Origin of the sequence: Microbacterium sp. NPDC028030 (assembly GCF_040637855.1) — a bacterium.
GTDB lineage: Bacteria > Actinomycetota > Actinomycetes > Actinomycetales > Microbacteriaceae > Microbacterium.
On record NZ_JBEZXF010000003.1, the window covers coordinates 334,500 to 349,659 of the forward strand.

Consider the following 15,160-nt stretch of genomic DNA (forward strand, 5'->3'; position numbering starts at 1 on the left):
ACGCATGAGAATCGTCTACCTCCACCAGTACTTCAACACGCCCGCACAATCCGGAAGCACCCGCTCCTACGAGTTCGCGCGGCGTCTGGCTGGCCGGGGCCACGACGTTCACATGATCACCTCGGATCGCGACCCGAGCGGGGATGAGCGAGCCTGGACCGTCACGCCCATGGAGGGTTTCCACGTCCACAGCAAGAGCGTCGCCTACGACAACTCGATGACGCCGCTGCAGCGCATACGCGCGTTCGTCACCTTCGCGCTGGCGTCGGCGAGGCTGGCTCGTGAGCTTCGAGCCGACGTCATCTACGCCACCAGCACGCCTCTCACCATCTTCCTCCCCGCTTGGTACGCGGTCGCGGGACGCAAGACACCGATCGTCTTCGAGGTCAGAGACTCCTGGCCGACGGTCCCGATCGCCCTGGGCTACCTGTCCAATCCGATCGCCCAGCGGCTTGCCCGGGCCCTCGAACGCAAGGCGTACCGCAAGTCCGCGCACGTCGTGACGCTCTCGCCCGGCATGGCAGAAGACGCCATCGCCCACGGCGCGGATCCGGATGAGATCACGGTCATACCCAATGCCGCAGACGTGGAGCTGTTCGACGTCGACCCCGCCCTCGGGCGAGCCTGGCGGGAATCCAACGCCATCGCCTCCGATGCTCCGCTGGTCGTGTACACCGGCACGTTCGGTGCGGCGAACGAGGTGGAGTTCCTCGTCGAGGTCGCGAGTGAGGCGGTGAAGATCGATCCTCGCGTGACGTTCGTCCTGATCGGGACCGGGGCCCGGTTCGAAGCCGTCCGCGACCGTGCGCAGAAGTTCGGCCTCTTGGACGGATGCGTGCGAATCCTGCCTCCCGTGCCGAAAGCGGAGATTCCCAGTGTGCTCTCGGCCGCCGACATCACGACCTCAGTGGTTACCGACAACCCGGCGATGAACGCGAACAGCGCGAACAAGTTCTTCGACTCCTTGGCCGCAGGTCGGGCCATCGCGATCAACCACGAGGGCTGGCAGGCCGACCTCATTCGTACGCACGAGATCGGACTCGTTCTGGACCGCACGGATATCCCGGGTTCCGCCGCGCGACTCGTCGCTTTCGCGGGAGACGAGACCGTCCGTCGGTCCGCTCACCGCAACGCTCGCGCCCTCGCTCGCGAGAAGTTCCTGAGAGACGACCTCGCAAGTCAGCTCGCGGACACCCTGGAAGCGGTCGACGTCCGACGCTGACCCGAAGCGACACGCATCCGGACGCTCGGCAGCGCGTGCGTCAGGACGAGGCTCGCGCGCGGCGCCGACGGATGAGTCGAACCGACAGGAACGCCACGGCCAGCACGAATCCCGCTACGAGGATGACTCCGTACACGGGGACCACCCAGTAGCCCGAGAGCAGCGCGCCGCAGGCCGCGAGGCTGGTCACGATCAGGGCGCCGAGCGCCGTCGGCGAGAGCCGACGCAAGGCGACCAGCGTGCGGATGACACCCACCAGTGCCTTCCATACGGTGATCCCGAAGCAGACGATCAGCAGATCGCCCGCGTGAGACGTGGCGAGCACGACGACCGCCGAGCCGACGGCATCCACCAGACTGAACCCCGTCGCGTGCCACCATTCGCGAGCCGATTGCTGCCGGGCTTCGAGCACCGGGGAGAGAATCCTCAGCGGAAGTCCTGCGAGGAGGATGAGGGCGAACGGCACGGCATGCTGCCAGAGCGCGGGGATGAAGCCGGAGAGCAGGACCAGACCCAGACCGATCGCCGCGGAGAGCCACGTGACCGATGCCACGACCAGGAAGCCGAGCCCGAAAGCGAGCTTCTCCCGCTCTTCGTTCGACGTCTTCGCGAATGCCGAGAGCGCGACCCGGTTCAGCGGCACGCTGATGAGGCTGCTGAGCGCGAGCGTCACCTGCATCGCGACATACATCACGCCGAGGTCCGCAGGCGTGAGGAAGAGCTGCCCCGCGAGGAAGACGGCTTGGATGGGCAGGCTCATCGCGTAGGAATTCACCGCCCAGGAGAAGCGCGCACGAGCCAGAGGGGTTTCGGCGCTGATCGGTTCGCTCGCCGTCAACGTCCGTGCCCGTCGAGAGATCGCGAGGCTCAACACGATGTAGTACGCCACTGTCGAGACGGCGATGGCGATGGCCGAATGCGTGAGGACGGCGATCAGCAGCCCGATGCCGAACTTCGCGACAGCAGCCGTGGCCTGCGAGGTCACGATCGAGGCGAAGCCGTCGTGCCGGGTCACGGCGGCGATCTTGACGTCCACGTCGCCACTGAGGGGTATGGCCAGTGCGAGCACGAGACAGTACAGAGCGATCTCCGGCTTGTCCCAGAGCGCATACAGCCCCGCGATCGCGAGCCCGGCGACGACCAGCATGACGTTCGCACGGAATGCGCGCCGCCGAGTCGCCCGATACCCGACTCCCTGCCCCGAAAGGTAGCCGGAAACCTCACCGAAGTTCGTCAGAGCGGTCACGAGAGTCATCGCGGACACGGCAGACGCCCATAGGCCGAACTCCGACGGACTGAGCCATGCCGCCAGGACGAGCTGCGAACCGGCGGAGACGGCCTGGACGATGAACGTCCCCAAAGAGAGCCCCAGGACTCCTCGGGCGGCTCGTGAGACGCTATTCGTCATCGACGGCGTTGATGAGTGTGATGTTCGGCAGCGCGGTCAAGGACTGCTGATACACCCCGGTGAGCTTGTGGTATCCGGCTTCCACCAGGATCACCTGCTTGCCGATGATCGCCGCAGGAAGCGCCACATGGAGTCGGTCCGTGACCACGATGGAGGCATCTCGCACCAATCGTTTGTATTCCCCGTAGGAGACGAGGTGCTTCGCACTGGCATCGAGGGCGACCGTCTTCCCGCGCGCAGCCTCGACCGCCGATCTCTCCGCCGCCGGAAGCTTCTCGAGAAGCGCAGCGCTCGCCGTCGTCGATCTCTTGCGGTTGTACACGCGGAACCCGAGTCGACGAACGGGCCCGGGTTCGGTCTTCGTGAGCATGCGTGCGATGGCGCGCTTGAGACGTGAGGGGCCCGCGGCACTCTTGGACGACTTGACCATCGGCTTGCCCGTCGGCGCCTCCGCATCGATTCGAGCGGCGATCAGAACGTGCTTCTCCCGCACAGGCGAACCGATCAACGAACTGACGTACCGGTTCCCGCCGGCGACGACGTCGTGGTCGAGCACGAGTCGCACGTTCAGCGCCTCGAGCTGCGGTGCCCAGCTGTCACGGATGTGCTCGAACGAGTAGCGCTCGCGGAACACCCAGACGACCGGCGCCGAACGCCCCTCGAAGATGTGCGACGGGTCCTGAGTCGGAAAAAACGCCGATGACGGGAAGATCACGAGCGGGATGTCGGGAAGCCGGCGCAGTTCCTGCGCCAACAGGTCGGGGAAGGTGTAGATCTCAAGCAATGCGCCGTTCGGTCGAACGACGAGGATCTCGGCGTCGGCGGGGTCCGCGACCCAGGAGATCCCTGCTTCCTGAGCGATCCGCCGGAAGACATCGAACATCAGCGCATCGCCGTGGTTGCCGATCTGCTTCCCGCTGCCGTGCGCGGCATCGATGAGATACCCCCGGCGCCCGCGGAACTCGGACAGATGGTCGAGCAGTGTCGACGTGCTCGGCAACTCGACGGCAGGCACAGGATCCCCCTCTTGAACGATGAACCGACCATCGGTCAGCGCACGCAACGGCGTGTATCTTTACGGCTCCCAGCCTATCGCGGCCGGGCGCAGCTCCTCAGGCCCCATCGACGGCGGGACCGGCCGATAGAGTGAGAGGCAGAGCCCATGGGCGGGGTCACGCGAGAATGGCGATCCGCGATCGCTCGAGGGAGTACAGATGACAACCGATACGGTTCCGACGATCGGTTTCTTCGTGCCCTCGGGCGTGGGGATCGGTTACACGGGTCCCGGTGTCTTCCTCAAGCGGCTGATCGGCCCGCTGCGCGGTGTCGTGAACCCGAGGGTCTATGCAGGGGAACGCCCGGGACATCAGACCGACCCCTCGCTCGTTCCGGTGCGCTCGATGCGGGTCGGCGACAGCGGCCCGCTGCGGCAGCTCGCCTGGGCCCTCACCGCGACATGGTGGATCATCGTGGATCACCGGCGGCTCGATGTCGTCCACTTCCACGGGACCTATCTCTACAAGATCCTCCCCGCACTCGCGTGCGCCGCCTTCCGCATCCCCTACGTGCTCGTCCCGCTGGCAGCCGGCGCCGACTTCTCCCTCCGCGGCCGCTCCACGAGGATCCCGGGGATTTCGCAGCTCGTCCGCTTCATCGGTCGCAGAGCTGCGGGGGGCTTCGCCCTCGGAGAGGAGATCGCCGAAGAGCTCCGCCAGGGCGGAGTGCCCGCCGAGCACGTTCATCTGATCATGAATCCTGTCTCCGCGAGCTTCTTCCAGGAGACGGCGGCAGATCGCTTCGACAAGCAGACTCTGATCTTCGTCGGAGTCATCGGCAAGCGAAAGCGACCGCTCCTCGTCCTCGAGATACTCGCACGGCTCCGGGAGCAGGACCCCACCCGTCGCGCGATCTTCCTCGGGCCCTTCGCGAGCCCTTCCGACCGAACCGCTTTCACCTCCGCGGTGTCCGAACTCGGCCTCGATGAAGCGATCGATCACATCGAGTTCAGCGACGATGTGTCGGGCTACATGCGCAACTCCAGCTCGATCTTCGTGCTGTTGTCAGAGACGGAGGGCATCCCCGGCGCACTGGTCGAGGCCATGGCGGCCGGACTCCCCTCTGTCGTCAGCGATGCCGGCGCCATGCGGGACATCGTCACCGAATCGAACGCGGGGTTCGTCGTACCCGCGGATGGCGACATCGCGGCCGACGCGGTCTCCCGCCTCCTCGCGGACGAATCCGACTGGCACGATCACTCCTCCAGAGCGCGTGAGCACGCCGAACGGCACTTCCGCGCCGAATCCATCGCGGAGAAGTACTTCGCACAGCTGCGTGCGGCGATGAACGCCGACCCGGTCTCAATCTCCGAGTAGCTGCCCGAGTGCGCTGACGACGGCGGAAGCATGCCGCTCCGCGGTGTAACGCTCCTCCACCAGGGCACGCCCCGCGGCGGAGAGTGCGCTGTAGACCTCGTCGGGCATGGCCGCCGTCGCGGCGATGGACTGAACGAGCCCCTCCAGGCCTGCTGTCGCGGGGTAGAGCACGCCCGTGACCCCCTCCTGTACCGCTTCGATCTCGGGGCCGCTCTGGGGATCGCCGCACGCGGCGATCACGGGAACCGCGAACCCGAGAGCCTGGATCACGTTGAGGCCGGTCGCACCCGGAGACACGGCGAAGTCCGCTTTCCGGTACACCTCGCGAAGCTCATCGAGGTCATAGACGGCACCGCGCAACTCGATCTTCTCGTCGTCGCGCGCAAGCTCTTCGAGCCGTTCGCGCTCCGGGCCGTCGCCGATCAGAGTGAGCCGCACATCGTGGCCCTGAGCGTTGGCCGCGATCACGGCCGACACCGCATCGTCCGCCTTGTGCCGCACCGTCAACCGGCCGGAGTAGACGAGCGACAGCCGCCCGCTCGGCGATGGCCGGTGCGCACGCGGAGTCTCGGATACGATCTCGCGACGCGGATAGATGCTGTTGAACACCGGGACGAAGGTGCGCGCATCCAGTCCGACGGTCCCGGCGAACGCGGGAGCCCACTCACCATAGGTCAGGTGCCCGTCCGCGAGACCGTAGAACGTACGCCTGAGACGGAGCTTCGCGCCGGACTCGGGTCGCTTCCAGGCATGCCCCCAGAACACCACTCTGCGCCGACGCAGCCGTGCGACAGCGATCGCGATCCAGTTCGAGAGGCCGTAGACGTTGCCCTCGAGGACGATCGCCTGCGCGGAGGTGCGGAAAACCCGAGGTACCAGACCACGGTCCCAGTACAGGGCGCGGAACAGCCCGACGCGCCGCAGCTCGCCGACGCGCTGCAGCACCTCGTCGTTCGCCGACTCCGGGTCTCCGCTGGTCCCCATCGTGCGGTTCACACGGCCGACCAGCTCGAAGTCGATCCGATCCTGTTCGACAAGACTCTGCACGAACGGCGCCCGGTAATGGCTGACCGATGGCTGGACGGCGAGAAGGACCCTCATCGGAGCCGTCATGATGACGCGCCCTCCTGATCCGCTCGCACGGCCTCGCGAGCCGGGACTCCCACGACGGTCGCCCCTGGCCGCACATCGTGGGTCACGCACGCCGCGGCGCCCACCGTCGCGCCCGCACCGACGGTCAACCCCTGCAGGACGACCGAGCCGGCGCCGAGGAGGACGCCCGGCTCCACAGCGACGTTGCCCGAGACGATCGCTCCGGGGTTCACCGAGACGAAGTCCGACAGCACCGCATCGTGACCGATGACACTCGACGGGTTGAGGTGCACGTGGTCGCCCAGTGTCACGTTCGTGGAGACCTGCACGCCCGAGGCGACGACGACGCCATCACCTATCCGAGCCCGGGAACCGATCACGGCTCGGGGATGGATGAGAGTGGCTGCACGTCGTCCGGCGCCTGAGAGGCGTCTCACCACGGTCTCGCGAACGGACGGCGAACCGATCGCCACGACGAATCGCTCATCGCCGGACGACACGGGCAGCCAGGAATCCTCCGTGCCGAGATAGACGGTCCCGCGTTCCGCCAACCGGCTCAGGTCGAGCTCGCTCGGCCCCGAGTCCAGGACGCCGACGAGCTCGAGGTCCCGGCCTGCCTCGACGAGAGCCTCGACGATGTCGAGGGTCTCGCGGCCGAAGCCCCCGGCACCGATCACGACGATGCGTTCACTCATGGCCCTCACCGAACTTCGCCATCGTCACATGTCCTTCTGCAGAGATGCCGTCGCGCTTCACGACGGAGCCGATCGTGGCGATCACGATGCGCAGGTCAAGTCCGACGCTGCGGTGGTCGACGTACCGGACGTCCTGCCGGAACTTGCTCTCCCACGAGATCGCATTACGACCGGTCACCTGCGCTAGTCCTGTCACGCCGGGTCGCACTTCGTGTCGGCGTGCCTGCTCGGGCGTGTAGCGATCCAGGTACTCCACGAGCAGCGGCCGCGGGCCCACGATGCTCATATCGCCCCTCAGCACGTTCCACAGGCTCGGCAGTTCGTCGAGGCTCGTCGATCGCAGACGCGCACCGAACGGAGTGAGCCGATCCGCGTCCGTCACCCATCCCCGCGCTGCGTCCACCGAGCGCATCGAGCGGAACTTGTACAGCGTGAAGATCCGTCCGCCCCTGCCAGGGCGCTCCTGGGCGAAGATAACAGGCCGCCCGAGCTTCACCGCGACGAGCACCGCCGTCACGACGATCACCGGCGACAGCAGGATGAGCGCTACGGCGGACGCGACGATGTCGAGCCCGCGCTTCACGAAGTCGTACGGACGGACCCGCGCGCTCATCGGTCGAGGAAACCGCGGATCGCGACGACGACGCGCTCACGCTGGGAGTCGGTGAGGGCCGAACCGCTCGGCAGGGTCAAACCCCGCGCGAACAGCGACTCCGACGCACCGCTGGTCTTGCTGCGCGCCCCGTCGAACACCGGCTGGGCGTGCATCGGCTTCCACAGCGGACGACTCTCGATGTCGCCTTCGGCGAGCGCCGCCGCGAGCTCGGACGGCTCCCATCCGGTCACCGAGGAGTCCACCAGGATGGATGTCAGCCACACGTTGTCGTCCTCGTCGCCCTCGGCTCCGAACACCTCGACGCCGTCGACCTCGGCGAACAGCTGCTTGTACAGCTCGCGCATCTCGCGACGTCGGGCGATCATGGCATCGAGCCGCGACAACTGGGCGCGGCCGAGAGCCGCGAGCAGGTTGCTCATCCGGTAGTTGTAGCCGATGTCGGTGTGCTCATAGTGCACGACCGGCTGCCGCGCCTGGGTGGCCAGGTAGCGCACGTTCTGGGCGAGCTCCGCGTCGTCAGTGAGCAGCATCCCGCCGCCGGACGTCGTCATGATCTTGTTGCCGTTGAACGACACGATCGATGCACGACCGAAGCTGCCGGCCGCGCGACCCGCGTGGACGGCGCCCAGCGACTCCGCGGCATCCGCCAGCACCGGAACATCGAACTCGTCGGCCACCGCGAGGATGGCGGTGTAGTCCACCGCCTTGCCCAGCAGGTCGACCGGGACGATCGCCCCGATCCGCTCCCCCGCGGCGCGCAGTTCGAGGAGTGCTTCGCGCAGCAGCGCGGGGTCCATGTTGCCGGTCGTGGCGTCGGCATCGATGAAATACGGCTCGGCGCCGGTGTACACGATCGCGTTGGCCGTCGCGGCGAAGGTCATCGACGAGGTGAGAACCACGTCGCCGGGCTTCACTCCGATCGCGAGCAGACCCAGGTGAAGGGCGGCAGTACCGGAACTCAGCGCCACCGCGTGCGCGACCCCGATACGGTCGGCGAGCTCGCGCTCGAAGGCGTCGACGTCGGGCCCGAGCGGGGCGATCCATCCGGACCTCATCGCCGCGACGACCGCGTGCTCCTCGGCCTCTCCGACATCGGGCGAGGACATGTAGATGCGTCCGGTCACTGCGTGTTCTCCGTAGCGTCGAGGCGGATGGGCTCGATGATGGCCGTGTCGTTGTCACGCGGAATCGACATCATGCGCGCCTCCCAGCCCGCCTTGTCGAGCCGCTCGGGGGTGATCACGTCGGCCCTCGTGTGCGACACCTTCGGGTGGAACGGCCGCTCCAGGTTCTCTCGCGATCCCACGAGTTCTTCGTGCAGCTTCTCGCCTCGGCGGAGCCCTGTGAACACGATCTCGACGTTCTTGCCCGACATCGCGATCATGCGCTTGGCGACCTCGAGGATCGAGACGGGCTCTCCCATGTCGAGGATCAGGACCTCGCCGGCGCGCCCGATGCCACCGGCCTGAACCACGAGCTGGCACGCCTCGGGGATGGTCATGAAGTACCGCGTCGCCTCGGGATGGGTGACGGTGATCGGCCGCCCTTCCGAGATCAGTCGCTGGAACGTCGGCAGCATCGACCCGCGGCTGCCGATCACGTTGCCGAACCGCACGGAGAGGTACCGCATCCCGGTCTCCTCGCCCGCCCACGCGGTGAGCTTCTCCGCGACGCGCTTGGAGTGACCGAGCACACTGGTCGGGTTGGCCGCCTTGTCGGTCGAGATGTTCACGAAGGTGGTGACACCGACCCGACGCGCCGCGTTGATCACGTTGAGCGTGCCGATGACGTTGGTCTTCCACGCCTCGTCCGGATACTGCTCGAGCATGGGCAGGTGCTTCAGCGCGGCCGCGTGGAAGACCACCTCGGGCCGACGGTCGTCGAACAGCTGGTCCAGGGTGTCGACGTCGCGGATGTCGGCGAGCACGACATCGTTCGTGTCGAGGAGACCGTGCCCTGACGTGCCGAGCTGCGCGACCTGGAGTCCGGTCTCGTCGCGATCCACCATGATCAGCTCGCTCGGACCGTACTTGGCGAGCTGGCGACACAGCTCCGACCCGATGGATCCTCCGGCACCCGTCACGAGCACACGACGCCCGGTGATGTAGCCGGCGATCAGTTCGACGTTCGTGTCGACCGGGTGCCTGCCGATGAGGTCTTCGATGCTGATGTCCCGCACGTCGGTGACCGACTCCTCCCCCGAGGTGAGCGTGGCCAGGGTCGGGGTGATCGCGACCCGGAGTCCTGCCGCAGCGGCCCGATCGCTGAGTGTGCGCAGCAGAGTGCTGTCGGCATTGGGGATCGCGATGACCGCCAGCTTCGCGCGAGTGCTCTGGGCGGCGGAGGCGATGTCGCGCGTGGTGCCGACGACGGGCACACCCCGAAGACGGAGGTTCCTCTTGGCGGGGTCGTCGTCCAGCAGCCCCACGGCGCGGATGGGCGATGCCGGGTCGGTCGTGATGTTCGCGAGCAGTTTGTCGCCGAGGAATCCCGCACCGATGATGAGAGCCGGCTCGGCGTCTTCCCCGGGCTTGCGCGCCCGATCGATGAGAAGCCTCGACATGTAGCGCACCCCGAACATCAGCAGGAGCACGAACGGGAACGCGAGGAGCAGTGTGCCCCGGGGAACCCCGATGATCGGTCCGAGCGGGATGACGATCAGGGAGAGGAAGACGGCCTCGAGGATGACGATCAGAGCGACGGCACGGACCTCGTCGAAGGAGCCGTACGTGAACCGGCCGCGGTACAGCGTGGTCGCGTAGCCGACGACGACCTGGATGACACCGGCGACGACGGCGAGCACGATCGTCGCGATCCAGCCGCGCGCATCCATCACGAACTCGAATCGCAACGCGATCGCAAGAGTGACACCGAAGCTCCACGCGAGCCCGTCGACCACCGCCGCGAGCATGCGGCGACGGCGCTGCTTCACCGACACCTCAGACGATATGGGGATACCCCCGGTCGACACGTCGATGAATCCATCTTGCTGATTCAAGATCAGGAGCCCCCTCAGACTTCTCGTTCTCCCCTGAAGACATGTTCTCACAGGGAACGAGCAGGTCTGTGCCTTATGGCGTCGTCTCTCCGTCGGGAGGGGTCTCCGGATCCGTCGGATCCACGGGCTCCACCGGGTCGACGGGGACGACCGGATCCACGGGCGTCGGATCGGTCGTTCCGCTGGACGGCGGGGTCTGCGTGCCGTTCTGCGGCCACCACTGCTGCGTCGCGTCCTCGGCCTCGCGCTCGATCTCGATCCGCAACTGCTCGGCGGCCAGGGCGGCGAACGCATCCCGGTATGCAGCGAGCGCCGCCCGTCCGTCGGCCCCCCACAGGTCCGCTCCGGCGATCCGCGCCGCCGCATCGGACACGGCGACGCGCATCGCCTCGTCGGCATCGGGGTACCGTGCGACCGCGGCGTCCGCCATCGAGCCGAAGGATGCGGCGAGGGCGTCGACGGCCGCGTCGGCGGGAGGACGGAGCGCATCGAGCTGGGTGCGGAGCGCGCGTGCCTCTGCGGTCGCCTCGTCCAGCGCGACCAGGCGCTCCTGGACGCCGTCGATCGCGCCACCGACCTCCACCAGGGAATCCTCGTCGATGTCCGGGCGCTCGTACTCCCGCGGAAGATCGGGGACGACGATCGCGGCCAGTCCCGCGGCATAGGTGTCGAGCGCGGCGAGTGCGGCCGTGCGCGCCGTGTCGTCGGAGACGGCGAGCGGGGCGTCCTCGGGGCCTCCGGCGGGATCGGGAACCGTCGCGGTCGAGGTCAGCGCACCCCTGAGTGCCGTGATGTCCGCTGACTGCGCGTCGATATCCGCGACGAGGCGGTCGTGCGCCGTCTTCAGCGATTGGGCGGCGTTCTGCACCGCGGCCTCATCGGCCTCCAGAGACTCCAGCGCGCTGGCGGCCGGGCTGGCCGTCGCCATCTGGATGCCGCCGACGGTCGTCGCGGCGACCACCGCGACCACCGCGACGACGGCGGCGGACAGCGTGAGCGCGTCGACGCGGCGTCGGGGCCGCCGCGGGGTCCGCTCCGGCTCGTCTGTGTGCACGGCGACGGAGACGGCGGTGCGCCTGGCCGCCTCGACCATGTCGATCAGCTGAGTGGTATCCGCGAGCGGCCGGATCGAGGACGTGTTCGCCCGCGGCTCGCCGATCATCTCGCGCAGTCGCCAGGCGGTGTGATGGTCGTCCAGCACGGCCGCTCCGGCATCGCCGGCCCGCGGGCCGTCCGGGAAGAGATCGCTCAGGGCCGTCATGTCACCTTCAGGGGAATCGGTAGTCTCAGGAGACGATACCTCTGATCGCACCGACCACGCTGGAGAGCCATGGACATCCACGACTACCTTCGGGTGTTCCGTCGACAGATCGTGGTGATCATCGCCGGGCTCCTCATCGGGCTGTCAACGGGGGCGCTCGTCGCGATGCTCACCCCGCAGCGCTACCAGGCGACGACCGAGGTCATGGTGACCGCGCAGGTCGCGGACACGGCGACGCCTGCCGAGCGTGCTCTCGCGACCGGGTACGCCAAGCAGGCGGTGGAGACGTATCGCACGATCATCACGAGCTCGCTCGTGCTCGCGCCCGTCGTCGATGACCTCGGCCTCGACGCGGTGCCGTCCGGCATCAGCGCCACGTCAGCGCTCAACAGCACGATCGTCGCGATCAGCGTCTCGCACCGCAACCCCGGTCAGGCTGCGCGCATCGCGAACGCGGTCGCCGAGAGCTTCGCCACCGTCGTCACCGACACCCTCGAGAAGCGCGAGCAGGAGGCGGCGTTCACAATCCGGGTCGTCACCCTCGAGCCCGCCCAGGTGCCGACCGAGCCGGTCGCCCCCAACCTGCAGGTGTCGCTGATGCTCGGCGCCGTCGTCGGTCTCGCCGCCGGTGTCGGCGTCGCTCTCCTGCGCGCGACGCTCGATCGCCGCGTGCGCGTCGCCGCCGATGTCGAGGCCGCTGTCACGGCTCCTCTGCTCGGGCAGATCCCCCTCGACGCCGACACCGGCGACCATCCCCTCGCGGTCAGCTCCGCCCCGCACAGTCTTCGCGCCGAGGCGTTCCGCAGTCTGCGCACCAATGTCCGCTTCTTCTTCTCGGGCGGGCAGGGGGTCTTCGTCGTCACCAGCTCGGGTCCGGGCGAGGGCAAGTCGACCACGGCGGCGAACCTCGCTCTCGCCTTCGCGGATGCCGGGCAGCGGGTCGCGCTCCTCGACGGCGATCTCCGCCTCCCCCGTGTCGCCGAGTACTTCGACATCGAAGGCAGCATCGGCCTCAGCGACGTGCTGGCAGGTCGAGTCGGTCTCAACGAGGTCCTCCAGCGGTGGGGCCGGAGCACCCTGTTCCTCCTGCCATCGGGCACCGTGCCGCCGAACCCGGCCGAACTGCTCGGATCGTCCGCCATGGAGCAGCTCATCGATGCGCTCGCCGATGCGTTCGACGTCGTGATCATCGACGCGCCGCCGCTGCTGCTCGTCACGGATGCGGCGGTGATCGCCCGTGTCACGACCGGCGCGCTGCTGATCGCCGCGGCAGGGTCCACCCAGGCGAACCGTCTGGCAGACGCCGCGAAGAGCATCGAGTCGGTCGGCGCGAGGGTGCTCGGCACTGTGCTCACGAAGGCCCCGGTCGACGGCGCGGCGAAGACGCCCTACGGGACCGCGACGTCGGCCGCCACACGCTGACCCTCGGCCAGGCGGGCGGTGGTCCCGCCGCCGCTGTGAAAGAATATCGGGATACCATTTTCGCGGCTCGCCCCTCGGCTGACGTCGCTTTGCAACAGGGGGAATCTGCCGCGTGGAACTTCGCGATTACGTGCGTGTCCTGCACAGGAACTGGATCCTGATCCTCGTCCTGCTGATCCTGGGTCTCGCCGGCGGTGCGGGATACGCCGCACTGCAGCAGCCCAAGTACGTCGCGTCGACGCAGTTGTACGTCTCCGTCCGCACGGAGGGCGCGGCCACCGGCGACCTCGTCCAGGGCACCACGTTCGCGCGGCAGATGGTCACGAGCTACGTCGACGTCGTCGGCACCGCACTGGTGCTCGAACCCGTGATCGAGGAACTCGACCTCGACGACTCGGTCTCCGGGCTGAGCAGCCGCATCACGGCGACGACGCCCCTGAACACCGTGCTGATCGACGTCAGCGTGACCGACGGCGACCCGGAGCAGGCCGCTGCCATCGCCAACGCCGTCGCCGCGAGCTTCCAGAAGGCCGTGCAGACCACGCTCGAGCAGCCCGCCACTGAAGAAGCCGTCAGCCCTGTGCGGATCACGGTGACCGAACCCGCTGTCGCCTCCTCCACGCCGACGAGCCCGAACGTGCGACTGCTGATCATCCTCGGCGGCGTGATCGGCCTCGCGCTCGGCCTCGCGGTCGCGATGCTGCGCACGGTGCTCGACAACCGCATCCACACCCTCCACGACATCGAGACGCTGACCGATCGTCCGGTCCTCGGCGGCATCGCCTTCGACCCGGATGCCCCCAAGCGGCCGTTGATCGTGCACGCCGACCCCCGCAGCCCTCGCGCGGAGTCGTTCCGCAGCCTGCGGACGAACCTGCAGTTCCTCGACCTCGACTCCGGACCCCGGATCTTCGTCGTCTCCAGCGCCGGCCCCGGCGAAGGCAAGTCGACCACGACCGCCAACCTGGCGATCGCTCTCGCGGAGACGGGAGCGCGCGTCGCGCTGATCGACGGCGATCTTCGCCTGCCCCGCGTGGCGGACTACCTCGCGATCGAGGGCGGCGTCGGCCTCACCGACGTGCTCATCGGCCGCGTCGACGTGGCCGATGCCCTGCAGAAGTGGGGCACCACCGATCTGTACGTGCTGCCCAGCGGTCAGATACCTCCCAACCCCAGCGAGCTGCTGGGCTCCGCCGCGATGGACCAGGTCCTCGCGTCGCTCGGCGAGTACTTCGACTATGTGCTCATCGACGCCCCGCCCCTGTTGCTGGTGACGGACGCCGCGGTCGTCGGCAGCAAGACCCGCGGAGTCATCATCGCCGCAGCCTCCGGCAAGACAAAGAAGCAGGAGCTGTCCGGTGCGCTGCGCGCCCTGGAGACCGCCGGCGTGCAGATGCTCGGGATCGTGGTCACGATGCTGCCCACGAAGGGGCCGGACAGCTACGGGTACGGCGCTTACACCTACGGCGCGACCCACGACCTCGAGGGCGATGTCGTCACCAACCATCGGGCGGCGAAGAGCCGGAAGAAGGCTCCGCGCGCGAAGAAGCGCTCGACGGCTCGTTCCTGACCGGTCGGGCCCGCAGGACTACTTCGCCGGCGACACCCGGAAGACGATGCCGTGATACAGCACGAAGCGCAGCAGCACGACGATGACGATGCTCGCCAGATTGACGATGTTGACGGCGACCGCGCCGGGCGCACGGCCGAGGGCGACGGTGGCGAACTCGACCCCCACCCAGACGAGACCGGCTCCGAGCGCCGTGCAGACCGCGTTGGTCACCAGGAAGAGCACGACCTCGGACACCCTGCCGCGACGGTCGCGGTGGCGGAAGGTCCACTCCCGATTCCCGATGTAGGCGTTCACGAGCGCGACCAGCGAGGCCACGATCTTCGCGGTCACCACGTCCCATCCCCACACGAAGACCAGCAGGTTGAACACACCGACCTCGATCAGGGTGCTCAAGGCGCCGACGACGAGGAAGCGGCTGCCGACGCCGACGAGTCGGCGCAGTCGGGAGGGAGGATTCATGACTCAACTAGGCTACTTGCTGATCCCCGTGCGCCCCGCCAC

13 protein-coding genes are annotated in these 15,160 nt (G+C 67.9%); 4 read left to right on the forward strand and 9 right to left on the reverse strand.

Annotation, left to right across the window (positions count from 1 at the left end; genetic code table 11):
* Positions 1 to 4 precede the first annotated feature (4 nt).
* Complete coding sequence (locus AB0E56_RS16050) at positions 5 to 1,222, forward strand: glycosyltransferase family 4 protein (protein WP_359800633.1); 1,218 nt, start codon at positions 5 to 7, stop codon at positions 1,220 to 1,222.
* Between the two features lie 40 nt (positions 1,223 to 1,262).
* On the opposite strand, the gene AB0E56_RS16055 is transcribed toward AB0E56_RS16050, so the two are convergent.
* Together AB0E56_RS16055 and AB0E56_RS16060 are read right to left on the reverse strand one after the other, a co-directional pair.
* Entirely contained in the window at positions 1,263 to 2,630 is a 1,368-nt protein-coding gene (locus AB0E56_RS16055; RefSeq protein ID WP_359800636.1) for an oligosaccharide flippase family protein, read from the reverse strand.
* The gene (locus AB0E56_RS16060; protein WP_359800638.1) at positions 2,620 to 3,645 is read right to left on the reverse strand and encodes a hypothetical protein; all 1,026 of its coding nucleotides are present in this window, start codon (positions 3,643 to 3,645) and stop codon (positions 2,620 to 2,622) included. The genes AB0E56_RS16055 and AB0E56_RS16060 overlap by 11 nt, the downstream gene beginning before the upstream one ends.
* Before the next feature lie 199 nt (positions 3,646 to 3,844).
* On the opposite strand from AB0E56_RS16060, the gene AB0E56_RS16065 reads away from it, so the two are divergent.
* A complete protein-coding gene (locus AB0E56_RS16065; RefSeq protein ID WP_359800640.1) occupies positions 3,845 to 5,002 on the forward strand; it encodes a glycosyltransferase family 4 protein in 1,158 nt (385 codons plus the stop codon).
* Here AB0E56_RS16065 and AB0E56_RS16070 read toward each other — a convergent pair.
* From AB0E56_RS16070 to AB0E56_RS16095, 6 genes are all read right to left on the reverse strand, one after another.
* The gene (locus AB0E56_RS16070) at positions 4,988 to 6,115 is read right to left on the reverse strand and encodes a glycosyltransferase family 4 protein (RefSeq protein ID WP_359800642.1); all 1,128 of its coding nucleotides are present in this window, start codon (positions 6,113 to 6,115) and stop codon (positions 4,988 to 4,990) included. The genes AB0E56_RS16065 and AB0E56_RS16070 overlap by 15 nt on opposite strands.
* A complete protein-coding gene (locus AB0E56_RS16075) occupies positions 6,112 to 6,789 on the reverse strand; it encodes a NeuD/PglB/VioB family sugar acetyltransferase (RefSeq protein WP_359800645.1) in 678 nt (225 codons plus the stop codon). Before AB0E56_RS16075 ends, AB0E56_RS16070 begins: the two co-directional genes overlap by 4 nt.
* Positions 6,782 to 7,402, reverse strand: a complete 621-nt coding sequence (locus tag AB0E56_RS16080; protein ID WP_359800647.1) for a sugar transferase — start codon at positions 7,400 to 7,402, stop codon at positions 6,782 to 6,784. Before AB0E56_RS16080 ends, AB0E56_RS16075 begins: the two co-directional genes overlap by 8 nt.
* Entirely contained in the window at positions 7,399 to 8,529 is a 1,131-nt protein-coding gene (locus tag AB0E56_RS16085) for an aminotransferase class I/II-fold pyridoxal phosphate-dependent enzyme (RefSeq protein WP_359800650.1), read from the reverse strand. Before AB0E56_RS16085 ends, AB0E56_RS16080 begins: the two co-directional genes overlap by 4 nt.
* Positions 8,526 to 10,343: a nucleoside-diphosphate sugar epimerase/dehydratase gene (locus AB0E56_RS16090; protein WP_359800652.1), complete on the reverse strand. Its 1,818-nt coding sequence runs from the start codon at positions 10,341 to 10,343 to the stop codon at positions 8,526 to 8,528. Before AB0E56_RS16090 ends, AB0E56_RS16085 begins: the two co-directional genes overlap by 4 nt.
* A 133-nt stretch (positions 10,344 to 10,476) precedes the next feature.
* Positions 10,477 to 11,664 (reverse strand): hypothetical protein, encoded by a 1,188-nt coding sequence (locus AB0E56_RS16095; protein ID WP_359800654.1) that lies wholly within the window; start codon positions 11,662 to 11,664, stop codon positions 10,477 to 10,479.
* Positions 11,665 to 11,733: 69 nt separating this feature from the next.
* On the opposite strand from AB0E56_RS16095, the gene AB0E56_RS16100 reads away from it, so the two are divergent.
* Positions 11,734 to 13,086 (forward strand): polysaccharide biosynthesis tyrosine autokinase, encoded by a 1,353-nt coding sequence (locus AB0E56_RS16100; protein ID WP_359800657.1) that lies wholly within the window; start codon positions 11,734 to 11,736, stop codon positions 13,084 to 13,086.
* Positions 13,087 to 13,198: 112 nt separating this feature from the next.
* Positions 13,199 to 14,656: a polysaccharide biosynthesis tyrosine autokinase gene (locus AB0E56_RS16105; protein ID WP_359800658.1), complete on the forward strand. Its 1,458-nt coding sequence runs from the start codon at positions 13,199 to 13,201 to the stop codon at positions 14,654 to 14,656.
* Positions 14,657 to 14,674: 18 nt separating this feature from the next.
* Here the strand turns inward: AB0E56_RS16105 and AB0E56_RS16110 are convergent, their stop codons facing one another.
* Entirely contained in the window at positions 14,675 to 15,118 is a 444-nt protein-coding gene (locus tag AB0E56_RS16110; RefSeq protein ID WP_359800660.1) for a GtrA family protein, read from the reverse strand.
* Positions 15,119 to 15,160 lie beyond the last annotated feature (42 nt).

Coding starts and splice junctions, on each gene's coding strand:
- AB0E56_RS16055 (WP_359800636.1), bottom strand. CDS start 2,630: ATGACGAATAGCGTCTCACGAGCCGCCCGAGGAGTCCTGGGGCTCTCT.
- AB0E56_RS16070 (WP_359800642.1), bottom strand. CDS start 6,115: ATGACGGCTCCGATGAGGGTCCTTCTCGCCGTCCAGCCATCGGTCAGC.
- AB0E56_RS16075 (WP_359800645.1), bottom strand. CDS start 6,789: ATGAGTGAACGCATCGTCGTGATCGGTGCCGGGGGCTTCGGCCGCGAG.
- AB0E56_RS16110 (WP_359800660.1), bottom strand. CDS start 15,118: ATGAATCCTCCCTCCCGACTGCGCCGACTCGTCGGCGTCGGCAGCCGC.
- AB0E56_RS16080 (WP_359800647.1), bottom strand. CDS start 7,402: ATGAGCGCGCGGGTCCGTCCGTACGACTTCGTGAAGCGCGGGCTCGAC.
- AB0E56_RS16065 (WP_359800640.1), top strand. CDS start 3,845: ATGACAACCGATACGGTTCCGACGATCGGTTTCTTCGTGCCCTCGGGC.
- AB0E56_RS16100 (WP_359800657.1), top strand. CDS start 11,734: ATGGACATCCACGACTACCTTCGGGTGTTCCGTCGACAGATCGTGGTG.
- AB0E56_RS16050 (WP_359800633.1), top strand. CDS start 5: ATGAGAATCGTCTACCTCCACCAGTACTTCAACACGCCCGCACAATCC.
- AB0E56_RS16095 (WP_359800654.1), bottom strand. CDS start 11,664: ATGACGGCCCTGAGCGATCTCTTCCCGGACGGCCCGCGGGCCGGCGAT.